Annotated in this window: 11 protein-coding genes and 2 pseudogenes; 4 read left to right on the plus strand and 9 right to left on the minus strand. The window is 75.9% G+C overall.

Translation table 11 applies throughout. The features are described from left to right. Positions 1 to 15: 15 nt before the first annotated feature. The 5 genes and pseudogenes from ACZ411_RS02305 to ACZ411_RS02325 all read right to left on the minus strand — a co-directional run bounded on the left by ACZ411_RS02305 (position 16) and on the right by ACZ411_RS02325 (position 7,569). Positions 16 to 1,029, minus strand: coding sequence for an NAD-dependent epimerase/dehydratase family protein (locus tag ACZ411_RS02305; RefSeq protein WP_464168247.1), 1,014 nt, complete (start codon positions 1,027 to 1,029; stop codon positions 16 to 18). After that, a pseudogene (locus ACZ411_RS02310) lies at positions 1,026 to 3,683 on the minus strand (alpha/beta fold hydrolase). The gene ACZ411_RS02305 and the pseudogene ACZ411_RS02310 overlap by 4 nt, the downstream one beginning before the upstream one ends. 46 nt (positions 3,684 to 3,729) lie before the next feature. Then, positions 3,730 to 4,761: pseudogene (locus ACZ411_RS02315) on the minus strand (3-oxoacyl-ACP synthase III). Between the two features lie 106 nt (positions 4,762 to 4,867). Beyond that, on the minus strand, positions 4,868 to 6,013 hold the full coding sequence (gene ispG, locus ACZ411_RS02320) for a flavodoxin-dependent (E)-4-hydroxy-3-methylbut-2-enyl-diphosphate synthase (protein WP_464168249.1): 1,146 nt from the start codon (positions 6,011 to 6,013) through the stop codon (positions 4,868 to 4,870). A gap of 80 nt (positions 6,014 to 6,093) precedes the next feature. Next, positions 6,094 to 7,569, minus strand: coding sequence for a M50 family metallopeptidase (locus tag ACZ411_RS02325; protein ID WP_464168251.1), 1,476 nt, complete (start codon positions 7,567 to 7,569; stop codon positions 6,094 to 6,096). A gap of 146 nt (positions 7,570 to 7,715) precedes the next feature. Between ACZ411_RS02325 and ACZ411_RS02330 the strand changes: the two genes are divergently transcribed. Next, entirely contained in the window at positions 7,716 to 9,599 is a 1,884-nt protein-coding gene (locus ACZ411_RS02330) for a protein kinase domain-containing protein (RefSeq protein WP_464168253.1), read from the plus strand. Positions 9,600 to 9,797: 198 nt separating this feature from the next. Here ACZ411_RS02330 and dxr read toward each other — a convergent pair whose 3' ends face one another. The 3 genes from dxr to ACZ411_RS02345 form a co-directional block, all read right to left on the minus strand. Beyond that, positions 9,798 to 10,880 (minus strand): 1-deoxy-D-xylulose-5-phosphate reductoisomerase, encoded by a 1,083-nt coding sequence (gene dxr, locus ACZ411_RS02335; protein ID WP_464168255.1) that lies wholly within the window; start codon positions 10,878 to 10,880, stop codon positions 9,798 to 9,800. 8 nt (positions 10,881 to 10,888) lie between these two features. Beyond that, the gene (locus tag ACZ411_RS02340) at positions 10,889 to 11,896 is read right to left on the minus strand and encodes an FKBP-type peptidyl-prolyl cis-trans isomerase (protein WP_464168257.1); all 1,008 of its coding nucleotides are present in this window, start codon (positions 11,894 to 11,896) and stop codon (positions 10,889 to 10,891) included. Between the two features lie 151 nt (positions 11,897 to 12,047). Next, positions 12,048 to 12,539 (minus strand): OsmC family protein, encoded by a 492-nt coding sequence (locus ACZ411_RS02345; protein WP_104291293.1) that lies wholly within the window; start codon positions 12,537 to 12,539, stop codon positions 12,048 to 12,050. 71 nt (positions 12,540 to 12,610) lie between these two features. Between ACZ411_RS02345 and gabT the strand changes: the two genes are divergently transcribed. Then, positions 12,611 to 14,026 (plus strand): 4-aminobutyrate--2-oxoglutarate transaminase, encoded by a 1,416-nt coding sequence (gabT, locus tag ACZ411_RS02350; protein WP_464168261.1) that lies wholly within the window; start codon positions 12,611 to 12,613, stop codon positions 14,024 to 14,026. Beyond that, positions 14,026 to 15,036, plus strand: a complete 1,011-nt coding sequence (locus ACZ411_RS02355; RefSeq protein WP_464168263.1) for an asparaginase — start codon at positions 14,026 to 14,028, stop codon at positions 15,034 to 15,036. The genes gabT and ACZ411_RS02355 overlap by 1 nt, the downstream gene beginning before the upstream one ends. Here ACZ411_RS02355 and ACZ411_RS02360 read toward each other — a convergent pair. After that, positions 15,026 to 17,599 (minus strand): FtsK/SpoIIIE domain-containing protein, encoded by a 2,574-nt coding sequence (locus ACZ411_RS02360; RefSeq protein WP_464168265.1) that lies wholly within the window; start codon positions 17,597 to 17,599, stop codon positions 15,026 to 15,028. The two genes, ACZ411_RS02355 and ACZ411_RS02360, sit on opposite strands and share 11 nt — an antisense overlap. Before the next feature lie 50 nt (positions 17,600 to 17,649). Between ACZ411_RS02360 and ACZ411_RS02365 the strand changes: the two genes are divergently transcribed. Continuing rightward, the gene (locus ACZ411_RS02365) at positions 17,650 to 17,805 is read left to right on the plus strand and encodes a hypothetical protein (RefSeq protein WP_464168267.1); all 156 of its coding nucleotides are present in this window, start codon (positions 17,650 to 17,652) and stop codon (positions 17,803 to 17,805) included. Positions 17,806 to 17,916 lie beyond the last annotated feature (111 nt).

The following is a 17,916-nucleotide window of genomic DNA, read 5'->3' on the forward strand; positions in this document are numbered from 1 at the left end:
AGCGGCGGACGGCGATCAGCCGCGGACGGCGCCGCCGGCGCGGTAGGAGAGCCGGAGGCGCTCGAAGCCCTCGTCGAGGCTCACGGCAGGGGTCCAGCCGAGGGCTCGGCGCGTCTCCCGCTGGTCGAACCAGTGCGCGGTGGACAGCTGCTCGGCGAGGAACCGGGTCATGGGCGGCTCGTCGGAACCGGGGCGCACGGCCCAGACCCGCTCGACCGCCCCCCCGGCGGCGCGCGCGAGGGCGGCGGGCACGCGGATCCGCGGCGCCGGCACGCCCGCCGCCCGGCACATGCCCGCGAGGAGCTCGGCGACCGGGCGCGGCTCGCCGTTCGTCACCACGTACGCATGGCCGTGGGCAGTGTCGGCGCGGTCGAGCGCCGCGACGATCGCGTCGGCGGCGTTGTCGCGGTAGACGGTGTCGATGAGGGCCGCGCCGTGCCCGAGGAGCGGGAGCCGGCCGCGCGCGGCGCGGTCGACGATGCGCGCGACGAGCTGCGTGTCGCCCGGACCCCACACGAGGTGCGGGCGGACGGCGAGAACGCGCATGGCCGGCGAGTCCTCGGCCAGGGCGAGCAGCTCGCCCTCGGCCTTCGTGCGCGCGTAGTCGCCGCGGGCGCGCACGGGATCCGCCGGTCCCGCGCCGTCGCCCACGATCGAGAGGCCCGTGTGCGCGACGGACGGCGAGGAGACGTGGACGAAGCGGGAGGCGCCGGCCGCGCGGGCGCCGCGGAGGAGCGCGCGCGTGCCCGCGACGTTGACGGCGCGGAAGTCGGCCGGGTCGCCCGCGAGCGACACCTTCGCGGCCAGGTGCACGACGGCGTCGACGCCGTCGACCGCCCGCGCCACCGCCGCGGCGTCGGTGACGCTCCCGCGCAGGTCGACGACCGCGCCCGGGACGGGGACCGTGCCGCTCGCGGCGAGGCCCGACGGCTGGCGCTGGAACGTGCGGACGGCATGCCCGGCCGCGACCAGTCGCTCGGCGACGGCACGGCCGAGCATGCCGCTGGCCCCCGTGACGAGGACGATCACGGTGCGCTCACCCGGCCGCCGGAGAGGATGCCCGCGGCCCAGCGGCCGAGGCGGGCGCGGTCGATCTTGGAGTTGTGACGGACGTCCGTCGGCAGCACCGGCACCACGATGACGGCCGCGACGTCCCGACCCACGGCGCTGCGCACGGCGGCCGCGAGGTCCGCGTCCGCGAGCCCCACGCGGCGGGCGGCGGGCACCCGCTCCACGACGAGCACGAGCTGCTGGACCCCCGCGGGCCCCACGCCCACGGCGGCGGCGCGGCCCACCCCGGCGACCGACTCGGCGCGCTGCTCCGGGTCGACGGGGGTGAGCACGCCCTCGGCGGTCGTGATGACGTGCGGCAGGCGGCCCTCGACCCAGAGCGCGCCGGTGGCGTCGAGGTGGCCGACGTCGCCGGTGCGATGGCGGCGGACGCCGTCCGCCGAGTCGCGGCGGGCCGCCCTGTCGGTGACGTGGAGGCGGTCGTACCGGTCGTGCACATGGGGCGCCTCGGCGACGATCTCGCCGGTGATCCCCGGCTCGTCGGTGAGGGCGCCCGTGGCGGCGCCGTCGGCGTCGAGCGGGCTGATGCGTATGCGGACCGGGGCGACGGGTGCGCCGACGCAGACCCCCGCGTCCCCGCGGAGGGCGGCGGCGCGGATCCCGTCGAGCGTCACGTCGGTGAGCAGCAGGCCCTCGGTCATGCCGTACGGCGTGTGCACCTCGGCGGCGGGGACGAGCGCGGCGGCGCGCGCCAGCAGGGGCTCCGACAGCGGGGCCCCCGCCGAGAGCAGGGACCGCACGCGGGCGAGCGCGGCGCGGTCGTCGGCCGTGAGCGCGTCGGCGGTCGCGACGACGTTGGCGAGCGCGGCCGGCGACGCGAACACGACCGTGGCGTCGACCGCCCGGGCCGCGGCCGCGAGGGCCGACGCGGTGAGGTCGCGCGGGCGGGTCACGTCCATGTCGGGCGTGACGCTCGTGGCGCCGAGCGCGGGGCCGAGGAGCGCGAACGGCGCGAAGCCCGCGACGAGGCCCGTGCCGACGCCCACGTCGAAGCGCCCGCCGAGGGTGTCGCGGAGGGCCGCCAGCTGGCGGTGCGTGTAGACGACGCCCTTCGCCGGGCCCGTGGATCCCGAGGTGAAGAGGATCGCGGCATCGTCGTCGGCCGAGGGTTCCGGTGGCAGCACCTGGGCGCGGCCCTCGCGGGCGATCTCCGGCAGGCTCGCGGCGACGCCGAGGGCGCGGGCGACAGGCGGCGCGAGCGTGGTGACGGAGATCCGCTCCCCCGGCCAGCCGAGCGCGCGGGCGAGCGCGAGGCCCGCGGGGATGCCCACGACCATGTCCGGCCGGGACCCGGCGACGGCGCGGCCGAGGCCCTTCACGCCGAGGCCCGCGTCGGCGACCACCACGATCGCGCCGATGCGCAGGCACGCGTAGAGGAGCGCGGTGAGGTCGGCGCCCGGGGGCACGAGGAGCGAGACCCGGTCGCCGGCCCGCAGGCCGCGGGCGTGCAGTCCGCGGCGATCTCGCGGACGCGGCGCGAGAGCAGCCGCCAGGAGACGGTGCGCGGACCCCCCGCCGCCGCGGGGGGCCATCTCGACGAGGACGGGCGCGCCGCTGTCGCGCAGCTCCTCGAGGAGGGCGCCGAGGGGGCGGACGGCGTCGTCGGCCCCCGCGGCCACGGACGCGGACGCCCGCTCGCGCGGCCCGGGGGCAGGGACGGCGGACCCCGGCGCCACGCGGTCCGCGAGCCAGTCGAGCGCGGTGGACGCGTAGTCGTGGTCCTCGGCGACGAGGTGGCCGGCGCCCTCGACCCGGTGCACGTCCGCGTGCGGCAGGCGCTCGATGAGGTCGGAGAGGTACACGTCGGAGAAGATCGGGTCGCGCGGGCCCCAGACGAGCAGGGCCGGCAGCTCGAGGCCGCGGAGGCCCTCGGCGATGTCGACGAGGGTCGCGTGGCTCGGATGCGCGGGGCCGACCGGGATGTCCGCGACGAATCCGCGGATGCCCTCTCGACGATCGGCGCCGCGGTAGGGCGCGGAGAACGCGCGGCGCACGGCGGCGTCGAGCGGCGGATGGCCGAGCGCGAGCGTCGTGGCGAGGAACCCGGGCGTGCCGCGGGTCGCCGCGTCGTGGATCCCCGTCGCGAGCGCCAGCCGGAGCGGCCACGGGATGGGTTCGCCCGCCCGCTGGTGCACGGCCGTGTTGAGCGCCATCACGCCCGCGAGCACGTCGCGGTTGCGGAGCGCCCAGCCGAGGCTGACGACGCCGCCCCAGTCGTGCCCGAGGGTGACGACGGGCGAGGACGCGCCGGAGCCCGAGAGACCGAGCCCGTCGGTGAGGGCCTGCAGGTCGTCGAGGCGCATCGGCAGGGTGCGGGCGACGCCCGTGCGCTCCGAGAAGCCCATGTCGAGCTGGTCGACGGCGACGACGCGCCAGGCCGGCCGGGAGGGATCCCGCTCGGCGCGCGCCAGTGACTCCGCCGCGATGCGCCGCCACAGGTACGACCACGTCGGGTTGCCGTGCACGCACAGGATGGTGCCCGCGACAGGAGCGCCCGTGGCTGCCAGCCGCTCCCCCGTGTCGAGGACGTGCCAGCCGTGGCCGCCCGCGCGCACCACGCGCGACCAGGCCGGGTCGAGCCCGGGGAGCGGGCGCCCGTCGGGGCCGGGCACGGGGACGGTCGCCAGGGAGCCCGCGGACGGTGCGCTCACGCCGCGGCTACCAGAGGATCTCGGTCATGGCCGTGTTGAGGCCGGAGCCCACGCCCATGCAGAGCACGCGGTCGCCGCGGCTGAGGCTGTCCGCCTGGTCGGCGAGCGTGATCGGGATGCTCGCGGGACCGACGTTGCCGTAGCGCGGGTACGTCAGCGGCACGCGCAGACTTGTCGAGCTTCGCGGCCTTGACGATGGCGTTCGTGTGCACGTCCGACACCTGGTGGAGGATGTAGCGGTCCATGTCCGACCAGTCCCAGTCGTCCTGGGCGGCCTCGGTCCATGCCGCGACGACGAGCTCCATCCCGCCGCGGAGGAGCTCCTTCGTGTCGGTGAACATGCCGTCCACGTCGCCGATGCAGAGCTCGTGGTGCTGGGTGGCGGCCCGCGTGACGCCGCCGAGGACCCGGTGGCCCTCCGGGTGGTCGCTCGTACGGCCGAGGACCGCCGCCGCGGCGCCCGCGCCGAGGGTGAGGCTCGGGAACTCGCTGAGGAAGTCGGCGCGCGTCGTCTCCGGGCGGAGCAGGCGCGCGACGGTGTTGTGGCGGATCTCGCCGGCGTCCTCGCCGTCGACGATCATCGCGTAGTCGATCTGCCCCGAGTCGATGAGGTGGCCGGCGAGCGTCATCGCGTTCACGAAGCCGAGGCACGCGTTCGCGATGTCGAAGTTGAGGGCCGACGACGGCAGCCCGAGTCCGTTGTGGATGCTGACGGCGACGCTCGGCTCGAGGTGCGCGCGCGTCACGGAGGTGTTGATGAGCAGCCCGATCTGCGAGGCGTCGACGCCCGCCTGGGCGAGCGCCTTGCGGCCCGCCTCCGTGGCGGCCGCGTCGAAGGACATGTCGGCGTCCCAGTTGCGGCGCTCCAGGACGCCGGCGACCCGCTGCAGGAGGCCCGTGGGGAGGCGGAGGCGCGAGAGCACCGGCTTCAGCCGCTCGTCGATCTCGGCCGACGTCACGGTGTGCGGGGCGAGGACGCTGGCGAGCCCAGCAGGGAGGTGTTCCGATGCCGGAATGTGGCGTTACCGTTCAACAGCATCCTCAGTTCGTGGGGCGGTCCGCCGGGCGGACGACTAGCAGAGCCTACGCGCAGACGGCGCGCGCGGACGCGCGGCCGCCTCGCGGGCGGGCGGGAGAAGGGTGGGTCAGACGAGGATCTCGGGGCTGCCGATGGACCCGGCGGGCATCTCCGCGGCGAGGCGGTTGGCCTCCTCGATGAGCGTCTGGACGATCTCGGCCTCGGGGACGGTCTTGATGACCTCGCCCTTGACGAAGATCTGCCCGCGGCCGTTGCCGGACGCGACGCCGAGCTCGGCCTCGCGGGCCTCGCCCGGTCCGTTGACGACGCAGCCCATGACGGCGACGCGCAGCGGCACGTTGACGTGCTTGAGGCCCTCGGTGACCTGATCGGCCAGCGAGTAGACGTCGACCTGCGCCCGGCCGCAGCTCGGGCAGGAGACGATCTCGAGCTTGCGCTCGCGGAGGTTGAGCGACTGCAGGATCTGCAGGCCCACCTTGACCTCCTCCGCGGGCGGCGCGGAGAGGGAGACGCGGATGGTGTCGCCGATCCCCTCGGAGAGCAGGATGCCGAACGCGGTGGCGCTCTTGATGGTGCCCTGGAACGCGGGGCCCGCCTCGGTAACCCCGAGGTGCAGGGGCCAGTCGCCGCGCTCGGCGAGCAGGCGGTAGGCCTTCACCATGATGACCGGGTCGTTGTGCTTGACCGAGATCTTGAAGTCGTGGAAGTCGTGCTCCTCGAAGAGGCTGGCCTCCCACACGGCGGACTCGACGAGCGCCTCGGGGGTGGCCTTGCCGTACTTCTGGAGCAGGCTCGGGTGCAGGGACCCGGCGTTCACGCCGATGCGGATGGAGACGCCCGCGGCCTTCGCGGCCTTCGCGATGGCGCCCACCTGGTCGTCGAACTTGCGGATGTTGCCCGGGTTGACGCGCACGGCGCCGACGCCGGCATCGATGGCCGTGAAGACGTACCGGGGCTGGAAGTGGATGTCCGCGATGATCGGGATCTGGCTCTTCTTGGCCAGGATGTGCAGCACGTCCGCGTCGTCCTGGTGCGGCACCGCGACGCGCACGATGTCGCAGCCGGTGGCCGTGAGCTCGGCGATCTGCTGGAGCGTGGCGTTGATGTTGGTGGTCTGCGTCGTCGTCATCGACTGGACGCTGACCTGGGCGTTGCCGCCCACCTTCACCTTGCCGACGCTGATCTGACGGGTCTTCCGGCGGGGCGCGAGGACCTCAGGGACCTTCGGCATTCCGAGATTGACTGCTGGCACGGAGAAGAGCCTACGTCCGATTCCTGCGCGCCCGGTGCGCCGGGGGCGCGGGCGGCCGCGACGGGCCGCGGCGCTGCGGGTCAGGTCAGGCGGACCGGGTTCACCAGGTCGGCGAAGATCAGCAGCGCGCTCATGGCGCCGAACAGGATCACGACCACGAAGGTCAGCGGCATGAGCTTCGCGACGTCCACGGGGCCCGGGTCGCGGCGGCCGAGCAGCTTCGCCGCGAACCGGCGGACGCCCTCCACGACGGCGCCGAGCACGTGCCCGCCGTCGAGCGGCAGGAGCGGGAGCAGGTTGATCATGCCGAGCGCGACGTTGAGCGACGCCACCAGGCCGACCATGGCGGACGCTCGGGAGGCGACCGGGGTCTCGTCGAGGCTGGCGATCTCGCCCGCCACGCGGCCCACGCCGACCACGCTCATGGGGCCGTTGGGGTCGCGCTCCCCGCCGCCGAACGCGGCGCGGCCGACGTCCACGAGCCGCTGGGGGAGGTTCAGGATGAGGTTCCCGACCGCCGCCATGTTCTCGCCCGTGGTGGCGAAGGCCGCCGAGAGCGGCTGCCGCTGCACGGCCTGCGTGGGGCTGAAGCCGATGAGCCCCACCTCGCGCGTGACGGGATCGCCCTGCTCGTCGACCTCGGGGGCGCCGCGCGACCCGATGACGGCCTGCTCCGTGAGTACGGGCGTTATGGCCAGGGCCTCGCGCGCGCCGTCGCGCTCCACGACGACGTCGAGCTCGCGGCCGGCGGACACCTGCACGATGCCCGTCACCTGGTCCCACGCGGTGATCTCGGTGCCGTCGATGCTCACGATCGTGTCGCCCGGCTGGAGCCCGGCGGCGGCGCCGGGCGCTGCCGGCGCCCCCGCGGGGCAGGTGGCGGCGTCGGCCGAGGCGGTGGAGCCGGCGGGCACGATGCACGCGTTGACCTGCCCGACGGTGGTGGTCGGGGTCGTGACGCCGAAGCCGCAGAGAACGACGGCGAACAGCAGGATGGCGAGGAGGAAGTTCATCGCCGGCCCGCCGAGCATGATGACCATGCGCTTCGGGACGGACAGCTTGTAGAAGGCGCGGTCCTCGTCGTCGCCGATGCTCTCGGCGCTCGCCCGCCGCGCGTCCTGCACGAGGAGGTCGAAGAAGCCGCGGCCCGCGCGGTCGTCGCCGTCCCCGGTGCCGCCGGCGTCGGGGGCCGTGGCGGTCGCGGTGCCCGCCGGATCGGCGGCATCCGTCGCCGGCGCGATGCCCGAGGAGCGCCGGCTGTCGGGCCCGACGAGCTGGGCGATGCCCGTGCTGCTGGTGCCGGCGCGCGAGCTCTGCGGCGGGAACATGCCGATCATGGAGATGTAGCCGCCGAGCGGGATGGCCTTCACGCCGTACTCGGTCTCGCCCTTCCGGCGGCTGAAGATCGTCGGCCCGAAGCCGATCATGTACTGCGTGACGCGCACGCCGAAGGCCTTCGCGGGCACCAGGTGCCCGACCTCGTGCAGCCCGATGGACACGGCGACGCCGACCACGATGATGAGCACCCCGAGGATGTAGAGGAAGACGCCGTCCATGGTGGGAGAGGCTACCTCCCGCACCCTGGGCGGACGCCGCCGTGGTGCGGATCCGCAGGCGTCGTCCGCGGCCGGCCGGCGACGCCGCCCGGGGTCCCGCCAGGAGCCGCGGTCTAGGCTGGAGGCCCGTGACGAGAGGTGGTCCCATGCCCGGAGAACGGACCGACGGACTCGCCGGCACGCTGCTGGCCGGCCGCTACCGCATCAGCGGCCTGCTCGGACGCGGCGGCATGGCCACCGTGTACCGCGCCGCCGACAAGACGCTCGGCCGCGAGGTCGCCGTCAAGGTCTTCGCGACCGACTCCGCCGACCCCGGCGAGGTCGAGCGCCAGGAGGGCGAGGTGCGCATGCTCGCGGGCCTCAGCCACCCGGGCCTCGTGACCCTCTTCGACGTCGGCGACGACGTGGTGGCCGACCGGGCGCTCGCGTTCATCGTGATGGAGATCGTCGACGGCACCACGCTCGCCGATCGCATGAAGGAGGGCCCGCTGCCCGGGCCCGAGGTCGCCCGCATCGGCGGGATCGTCGCCGACGCCCTAGGCTACATCCACCGCCGGGGCGTCGTGCACCGCGACGTGAAGCCCGCGAACGTGCTGCTCGCGACGCCGGAGGACGACGACGAGCCGGCCGCCGCGAAGCTCACCGACTTCGGCATCGCCCGCCTCGTGGACGGCACGCGGCTCACCTCGACCGGCTCCATCGTCGGCACCGTCAGCTACCTCAGCCCCGAGCAGGCGCTCGGCGAGGAGGTCGGCGCGCCCACCGACGTGTACGCGCTCGGCCTCGTGCTCCTCGAGTGCCTGACCGGCCGTCGGACCTTCCCGGGCACGGCCGCGGAGTCGACCATGGCGCGCGTGGTGCGCGACCCCGAGATCCCCGCGCGGCTCGGTCCGGCGTGGGTCGACCTGCTGTCCCGCATGACCCGGCGCGATCCCGCGGCGCGTCCGACCGCGCGCGAGGTCGCCGCGGAGCTCCGCACCGGGCGGGCGCCCGCGTCGGCAGTGGACGAGCCGACCGCCGCCTCGACCCGGGTCATGCCCGCGGCCGGCGCGGGGCTCGGCGCGACCGGGCTCGGCGCGACCGCCGCCTACCCGGCCGCCGCCTACCCGGCCGCGGCGGACCCGGACGCCCGGACCGAGAGGTTCGCCGCGGCGCCGACCCCTCCGGTCGCGCGCGCTGACACCGCGACCGCGCGCGCCCCGCACCGCCCCCGCCGCCGCGCGACCGGCGGCCGACCGCGATCCTGCGGCGCGGCGCGGCGCCCGGACGCTCAGCATCGCCGTCGTCTCCGTCCTCGTCGCCGCGGCGGCCGTCGTCGGAGTCGTCACGTACACGTCGTGGCAGGCCGGGGAGGTCTCGTACCCGTCCGTGCCCGGACCCCTCGGCGCCAGCCTCGAGGAGCTGCAGAAGAGCGTGGAGGACGCCCCGTGATCCGCACCCCATCCCGCCCTGCGCGCGGCGCTGCCCGTGCCGAGGGACGCGGGCCGCTCGGCGCGCGCCTCGCCGTCGGCCTCGCGACGACGACTGCGGCCCTGCTGCTGCTGGCCGGATGCGCCGGTTCCGCGACGCCCGCGGAGCGCGCCCTCGACGACCTCCAGCAGCGGACCCTCGCGGTGACCCAGTCCTCCGCCGACCGCGACTATGAGAAGGCGCTCGCCCAGCTCGAGGAGCTGCGGGCGGCGGCCGAGGAGGACCTCGCCGAGGGGACCATCGACCAGGCCCGGCACGACGAGGTGATCGCGCGCATCGACGCCGTCCGCGCCGAGCTGGAGGCGGCGCGCGACGCCGCGGAGGAGACGCCGACGCCGACGCCCGCGCCGTCGGAGAGCGCGACGCCGTCCGTCACGCCCACGCCGTCCGCCACGCCGACGCCCTCTCCCACCCGGACGGCCACGCCGTCGCCCACGCCGACGCCGTCGCCCACGCCGACGTCGGAGGAGGACGGCAACGGCAACGGGAACGGCGGGGTCGGGAACGGCAACGGCAACGGGAACGGCGGGAACGGGAACGGCGGGTCGGACGACGGCTGAGCCGGGTCCATGGGTCGGACGACGGCTGACACCGGTCCGCTCGGTCGGACGACCAACCACGCCGGGCCCCGCGATCGCGTGTCGGAGCCGTGGCGGCGCGTGCGTGTCGGCACGGGCCTGCACGGCGACGGCGCGGCCTCGCCGGGAGCCGGGGTCAGGGCGGCGAGGCGGTCGCCGACCCGCGGCGCTCCGCGGGGATCAGACGGCCAGCACCCGGTCGGCCTCGGCGCGCGCCCAGCGCTCCGCCTCCGCCAGCGACTCGCGCGTGAGCGGGCCGGACGCCGGCTCGTGCGCGTCGACGACACGGCGGATGGTGTCGACGATGTCGAGGAAGCCGGCACGTCCCGCGTGGAACGCCTGCACGGCCTGCTCGTTCGCGGCGTTGTAGACGGCCGGATACGTCGATCCCGCCTCCCCGACGCGCTTCGCGAGCAGCACGGCGGGGAACGCCTCGTCGTCGAGCGGCTCGAAGGTCCACGCGGCGGCACGGGCCCAGTCGAGGGGGACGCCGACGTCGTGCATGCGGTGCGGCCAGTTGAGGCCGAGGGCGATGGGGAGGCGCATGTCCGGCGGCGACGCCTGCGCGAGCGTCGACCCGTCGATGAACTCGACCATCGAGTGCACGAGCGACTGCGGGTGCACGACCACGTCGATGCGGTCGTAGGGCACGTCGAACAGGAGGTGCGCCTCGATGACCTCGAGGCCCTTGTTGACGAGGGTCGACGAGTTCGTCGTGATGACGAGACCCATGTCCCAGGTGGGGTGCGCGAGCGCCTCGCGCGGCGTCACGTGCTCGAGCTCGGCCCGCGTGCGCCCGCGGAAGGGCCCGCCCGACGCCGTGACCACGAGCCGGCGGACCTCCTCGGCCGTGCCGCCGCGCAGCGCCTGCGCGATCGCGGAGTGCTCCGAGTCGACGGGGACGAGCTGGCCGGGCGCCGCGAGGGAGCGCACCAGCTCGCCGCCGACGATGAGCGACTCCTTGTTGGCGAGCGCGAGGGTGCGGCCCTCCTCCAGCGCGGCGAGCGTGGGGCCGAGCCCGACGGATCCCGTGATGCCGTTCAGCACCACGTCCGCGTCGACCGTGCGGATCAGCTGCTCGGCCTCGTCGGCCCCGAGGGCCGTGTGCTCGACCCCGGCGACGCGCGCCTGCTCGGCGAGGGCCTCCCGCTTGCTGCCCGCGCCGAGCCCCACCACCTCGAACAGCTCCGGGTGCCGCGCGACGACCTCGAGGGCCTGCACGCCGATGGAGCCCGTGGACCCGAGGACGATGACGCGGCGCACGGCCGGGCCTACTGGCCCGCGGCGGCGGGCTGGGTGCCGAGGATGTCGACGACGAACACGATGGTGTCGGTGCCGCCGATGTCCTCGCCGGAGCCCGCGTCGCCGTAGCCGTCGGCCGGCGGGATGATGGCGATGACCTGCGAGCCGACCTTCTGGCCCACGAGCGCCTTCGTGAAGCCGGGGATGACCTGCGAGGTCACGAAGGTGGCGGACTGGCCGCGGTCCCAGCTGGAGTCGAAGACCTTCTTGGTGTTCCAGTTGATGCCGGTGTACTGCACCGTGACGCTGGCGCCGTCGGTGACCTCCTCGCCGTCGCCCACCTTGAGGTTCGCGATCCGCGTCTCCGCCGGCGGGTCGGCGTCCGGGATGGTGATGGTGGGGGCGCCGTCGTCCGCGAGGGTCACCTCGGGGAAGCCCTCGGGCGCGGGCTGGTCCACGCCGTCGGCGCGCGTCGCCGCCTGGCTGAGCACGTCGACCACGATGACGATGGGGTCGTCGGCGCCGAGCCCCAGCTGCGTGGCCTGCTCGCCCGCGAAGCCGTCGGCCGCGGGCACGACCGCGACGATGCGCGAGCCGACCGTGGTGCACTCCACCGCGCGGACCACGCCGGGCACCAGAGCGCCGTCGTTCATGGTGGCGGGGAGCGGGGTCTCCGCGTTGTAGGCGAGCTGCGAGATGGCCTCGCCCGTCTTCCCGTTGTACGCGGCGAGCGCGATGTCCGCCGTGGCGCCGGCCTCGATCTCGGCGCCGTCGCCCTCGGTGACCACGGTGCGCTCTGTCGTCTCGACCGTGAGCGGCCCGTCGACCGTGACCTCGGGGGCCGAGCCGAAGTCCCCGGAGACCTCGACCGACTCCGACGCGTCGCCCGAGGGCGTGTCGATGCAGGAGGCACCCGCGGTGCGTGCGCCGGCCGTGGGGCTCGCGGACGGGTCCGCGGTGGTGGTCCCGCCGCCGGTGCAGGCGGACAGCGCCAGGACGGCGGCCGCGGCCAGGGTGAGGGGGATGCGTCGCTTCACGGGAGTCGCTTTCATCGGCGCGCCGGACGCACCAGGTATGGAGGAGGGACCCGGACAGTCTGCCTGACGCGGCAGGGGGACGGCTGACAGGGACCGCGTGGGGACCACCGGGATCCGCATCGGCGACGTGCGGGCGGGGCTCCGCCGCGGATCAGGCCTCGGCGTCGGCGGCCCCGGCCACCACCGTGCGCGGCTCGTGGTGCACCGGGAAGTTGACGGAGCTCGCGATGAAGCACCGCTCGGAGGCGGCCTGGTGCAGCGAGGCGGCGAGCTCCGCCTGGTCGGCGTCGCGCACCGTGACGACGGGACGCAGGGTGACCTCGACGAAGCGGCCGCCCCCGCCGTCCGTCTGCCGCATGGTGCCGGTCGGCTCGTCCGCGTAGCCGACGACGACGACGCCGGCCGAGGCCGCCGCGTGGAGGTAGCTGAGGAGGTGGCACTGGGCGAGCGCGGACAGGAGCGTCTCCTCGGGGTTCCACCGGTCGACGTCGCCGCGGAAGGGGCGGTCGGCGGAGCCGAGCAGATCGTGCTTCCCGGCGGCCCGGACGACGTGGTCGCGGCCGTACGCGCGGTGGTCGGACGTGCCGGATCCGCGGTCGCCCGTCCACTCGAGGGACAGGGCGTAGCGGTGCTCGATCTGCATGGGACCACGGTAGCCGCCCGGACCGCGGCCCTCCCGGATCCCGCTGCCCGCGCGGGTAGGCTCGCCGGATCATGACTGACACCCTGGACTCCGCCCTGGTCGGCATCCCTGCCGGCACCGACTCCGACTCCCCCGCCGCGACCGACCCCGACGCGCGCCCGCAGGTGCCGCAGGAGCGACGCGTCGTGACGGAGATCCCCGGCCCGCTCTCGCGCGCGCTGCACGAGCGCCGGAAGCGCGTGGTGCCGCCCGGCGTCGCGTCCCTCCTGCCCGTCTACGTGGCCCGCGCGCACGGCGCGATCGTGGAGGACGTGGACGGCAACCGCTTCATCGACCTGGGCGCCGGGATCGGCGTGACCACCGTCGGCCACACGCGCCAGGAGGTCGTGGACGCGGCGACCGCGCAGCTCGGCGACGTGATCCACACGCTGTTCACGGTGACGCCCTACGAGGAGTACGTGCGCGTGGCGGAGCTCCTCGCGGAGCACACGCCCGGCACGCACGAGAAGCGCACGGTGCTCGTGAACTCGGGCGCGGAGGCGGTGGAGAACGGCGTGAAGATCGCGCGCAAGCGCACGGGCCGGCGTGCGGTGGCGGTGCTCGACCACGGCTACCACGGGCGCACCAACCTCACCATGGCGATGAACTACAAGGCCTCGCCGTACGGCACCGGCTTCGGCCCCTTCGCCGGCGACGTGTACCACGCGCCGAGCTCCTACCCGTATCACGACGGGCTCTCCGGGGCCGAGGCCGCGGCCCGCACGATCGCGTACCTCGAGAAGCGCATCGGCGCGTCCGACCTCGCGTGCGTCGTGGCCGAGCCCATCCAGGGCGAGGGCGGCTTCATGGTCCCCGCCGACGGCTTCCTGCCGGCGCTGCAGGAGTGGTGCACGGCGAACGGCGTCGTGTTCATCGCGGACGAGATCCAGAGCGGCCTGGCGCGCACCGGGCGCTTCTTCGCGAGCGAGCACCTCGGCCTGGTGCCGGACCTCGTGCTCACCGCCAAGGGCATCGCGGGCGGACTGCCGCTCGCCGGCGTGACCGGCCGTGCCGAGATCATGGACTCCGCCCACGCCGGCGGGCTCGGCGGCACGTTCGGCGGCAACCCGGTGGCGGCCGCGGCGGCCGTCGCCGTGTTCGAGGCCATCGAGACGCACGGCCTCCTCGCCGAGGCCACGCGGATCGGCGAGCACCTGCACCGCGCGCTGGGAGCGCTGCAGGCGGAGCACGACATCGTGGGCGACGTGCGCGGCATCGGCGCGATGGTCGCGATCGAGCTCGTGCAGCCCGGCACCGGATCCACCACCAAGGAGCCCAACGCCGAGGCCGTGGCCGCCATCGCGGCGTACTGCCACGCGCATGGCGTGATCATCCTCACGGCGGGCACGTACGGGAACGTCCTGCGGTTCCTGCCGAGCCTCGCCATCTCCGAGGCGCTCCTCGACGACGCCCTCGGCGTCATCGCCGACGCGTTCCGGGCGCTGTGATGGCGGCCGCCGTCGAGACCATCCCCGTCCAGGGCGCCGTCGAGCTCGCGGTGCTCGACCGGAGCGGATTCGTGGAGTCGCGCCACATCGGAGCGGCCGTCGTCCTGTCGCCCGCGGGAGAGGTGCTGCGCGAGGCGGGCGACGCGACGACGCCCGTCTTCCCCCGCTCGAGCATGAAGCCCTTCCAGGCGCTCGCGGTGCTCGCGAGCGGCGCGGAGCTGACCGAGGAGGAGCACGTGCTCGCCACGGCGAGCCACGCGGCGACCGCGCGGCACGTGGAGGTCGTGCGGGGGATCCTCGCGAAGGCGGGGCTCGACGAGTCCGCCCTCCGCTGCCCCGCCGACTGGCCGCTCGACCGGGCCGCGCGCGACGAGCTCGTGCGCGCCGGTGTCCCCGCCTCCCCCGTCTACATGAACTGCTCCGGCAAGCACGCCGCGATGCTGCTCGCCTGCGTGACCAACGGCTGGTCGACCGACGACTACCTGCACCCGGACCACCCCCTCCAGGTGCGCATCCGCGACGTCGTCGAGCGGTTCACGGGGGAGCGCATCGCGACCACCGGCGTCGACGGCTGCGGCGCTCCCGTGCACGCGATGTCGCTCACGGCGCTCGCGCGGGGGATCCACCGCATCGCGACCTCCGCACCCGGATCGCCCTTCGCGCTGTACCGCCATGCGGCGGCGCTCACCGCGGCGGTGCGCGCGCACGGCTGGGCCATCGACGGACCCGGCCGCGCCAACACCGTCGTGATCGAGCGCCTCGGGCTGTTCGCCAAGGGCGGCGCCGAGGGGATCATGATCATGACGGCGCCGGACGGCACCACGGTGGCGTCGAAGACGCTCGACGGGAGCCTCCGGGCGTCGACGATCGTGGCGCTGGAGCTGCTCGCCCAGGCGGGAGCGATCACGCGTGAGGACGTGGAGCGCCTGCGCCCCGAGCTCGACCTCGTGGTGCTCGGCGGCGGTGCGCCCGTCGGCGAGATCCGGGTGTCGCCCTCGCTCATCGGCTGACCGCCGGCGTCCGCCCGAGCGCGGCGTGCGCGCCGGGGCGGTGCGCTGCCGCCGGACGCCCGCCGGGCTCCTGCCCGCCGGACCCCTGCCGGGCGGGCTCGTGCCGGGCGGGCTCGAGACCCGCGACGGTGGCGGGTGGCCACGAGCAGCGGCCGGTGCGGCCGTCGGGCGCGATGATCCACGCCCTCCCGGGGACCGGCGCCAGCGGCGGCGGCACGTCGCGGACGCGCAGGAGCGTGCGTGCATCCCGCGGGACGCAGCCCTCCAGCACGACGCTGCCGGCGCGGCGGAGCGCCGCGAGGAGCGGGCCGCGGAGGAGCCAGGCGTCGGGGTCCGCGACGACGACGCGCAGCCGGATCCCCTCGCGAGCGGGAGCGTGGGCGCTACCCGTCGCCCCCGGTCCGGCCGCCTCGGCGGGGAACGGATGCGGGGGCGACCAGCCGGAGGGGAGTCCCTCGGCCTCGACCGCGTCGATGCCGAGCCCGCGGAGGCGCGCGACCGCGAGCGCGGGCGACGGGGTGACGAGCGCGTGCACGTCGCCAGCGCAGAGCGCGACGCGGGGCGCGTGATCCGGGGCCCCCGCGGACGCGCCCGCCGTGCCCTCAGGGCCGTCGGGCGGGAGCGCCGCCTGGATGCGCTCTCCCCGCCACTCCCCCGCGCCCGGCGTCGCGCGGGGATCGAACAGGCGCGGCTCGCCGTCCGCCAGCAGGTGCTCCTGGCGGGACGGCAGGGCGAGGAGGACCGGCGGTCCCGCGGCGGCGGCCACCACCTGGAGCGGGCCCCCCGCACGGCGGCCCGTGACGGCGAGCGCCACCCCGGCGTGCGGGCCCTCGCGGACGACGACGGCCATCATCTCGAGCAGGGCGGCCTGGTGATCCGGTGCCAGGCGGGACACGGCGACGTCGAGGTCGTCGACGAGCACGACCAGCCGGTCGCGCGGGCCGTCGGAGCGGCGGATCCGCGCCACGACCGCCGCGACGGCATCCCAGCACCCCTCGACGTCGCCCGGGACCTCGCGCACCTCGACGCCCCCGCCCGGGCCGACGCTCCCAGCGTGCGGAGGCAGGTGCTGCGGCCGGACCCCGTGCCGCCCACCACCACGAGGTGGCCGTCGACGGCGGGCCGCCAGACGGCCGTCGCCCGTCGCTGCTCGGCCGGCAGGTCGACGAGGGCGAACGGGATGGCGGGACCGCCCCGTCGGACGCCGTCGGCGCGGTGGACGGCGTATCCAGGGTCCGATGTCGCCGAGCGCTGCGGTGCCTGCGCGAGCGCGGCGAGCGGGACGCGCGGGGGCAGCGGATCCGACCACGGGCGCCGCAGGGGGGCCCGCGCGGCCCGGGAGGCGGCGATGCGGGCCAGGTCGTCCGCCGTCGTGACCGCCACCTGGACCGGACGGGCCGCCGCGCCGTGGGCGGCGACCGCGTCGGCCGAGGGGCGCGTCCGCGAGGCGCGCCGCCTCGGCCGTCCCGAGCAGGGCCCGGCTGTCGGCCTCGTTGTTGACGCGCAGGGACAGCCGGAGGTCGCAGTTGGCGAGCACGGAGTCGCGCACGACGCCCGCGGGCCGCTGCGTGCAGAGGATCAGGTGCATGCCCAGCGACCGGCCCCGGGCCGCGACGTCGGCGACGACCTCGTGCAGGCCGTCCTGGTCGGCCAGGAGGGCGGCGAGCTCGTCGACCACGATGAGCAGGCGCGGCAGCGCGCCGGCCGCGGCGGGATCGTCGACGTCACGGGCCCCGCACGCCCGGAGGGTGCGCTCGCGGTGGCGCACCTCCGTCCGCAGGCTGTCGAGGGCCCGGTGGGCGCCCTGCCCGTCGAGGTCGGTGACGAGGCCCACGGCGTGCGGCAGGACCAGCAGGGGGTCGAACGCGGCGCCGCCCTTGAAGTCGACGAGGAGCACGGTGACCTCCTCGGGCGGGTGCGCGGCGGCCAGCGCCGCGATCCAGGTGACGAGCAGCTCGCTCTTGCCGCTGCCGGTCGTTCCCGCGACGACCGCGTGCGGGCCGTCCGCGACCAGGTCGACGGCGACGGGTCCCGCGTGCCCGACGCCGATGACGGCCGCCAGGCCGCGGGCCGCGGCCGTGCCCGAGCCCGCCTCCGACGCCAGGTCGGCGAAGGGCACCCGCGCAGGGAGGGGTGCACGGGCCGCCGCGAGGCCGCGCCGGCGGGCGAGCTCGGCGAGCTCGGCGGCCAGGCGCTCCGCCTCGTGGAGCGAGACGAGCTCCAGGCGCACGCGGCCCGCGCGGGTGAGCCGCGGCGTCCCGGCCTCGGCCCCGTCATCGTCGTCGAAGGCGCGCGCGGCGGTCGCCGGGTCCGCGACGCGCGCCTCGGCGCCCTCCGCGGCGGTGCCCGCGGCGAGGACGCGCGCGGCCCCGGGGGTCCCGACGTCCAGCACCGTGCGGCACGCGGGGGGGAGCGCCTCGACGCGGTGGGCGGCGGCCAGCACGACCTCCCGCGCGGCGATCCGCATGCGGATGCAGGAGGCTCCCGGCTCGGATGCGCCGACGGCGTCGGGCTCGGGCTCGCGCAGGTCCGCGGCGTGCGGGAGTCGCGCGAGCCAGTCCACGCGGGGCCGGCCGGACGCGACACGATGCGGAGGTCGTCGGGCGGGAGCGCGTGCACGAGCTGCACGACGATGCCGCGGAGCACGGGCGCGACCACGGCGGGCGCGCCGCGGAGCCCGAGGCCACCGGCCGCGGGGACGAGGACGGGGGCGTCGGGGACCCAGCCGACGGCATCCGCCCACCGGAGCGCGGGATGCTCCGCCGCTGAAGCGGCGCACGAAAAACGCGAAAGCGTTTCACGATAAATGCGAAAACATCTCTTGACACTGCACGAGGAACGGTTAGACACCGGCTTCGACAACCGAACGAAGTACAGGAC

Source organism: Clavibacter sp. AC415, from assembly GCF_979252985.1.

Excerpts from the sequence above, each read along its gene's own strand:
- ACZ411_RS02345 (WP_104291293.1), bottom strand. The coding sequence starts at position 12,539 with ATGCAGATCGAGCACCGCTACGCCCTGTCCCTCGAGTGGACGGGCGAC.
- ACZ411_RS02355 (WP_464168263.1), top strand. The coding sequence starts at position 14,026 with ATGGCGGCCGCCGTCGAGACCATCCCCGTCCAGGGCGCCGTCGAGCTC.
- gabT (WP_464168261.1), top strand. The coding sequence starts at position 12,611 with ATGACTGACACCCTGGACTCCGCCCTGGTCGGCATCCCTGCCGGCACC.
- ACZ411_RS02325 (WP_464168251.1), bottom strand. The coding sequence starts at position 7,569 with ATGGACGGCGTCTTCCTCTACATCCTCGGGGTGCTCATCATCGTGGTC.
- ACZ411_RS02330 (WP_464168253.1), top strand. The coding sequence starts at position 7,716 with ATGCCCGGAGAACGGACCGACGGACTCGCCGGCACGCTGCTGGCCGGC.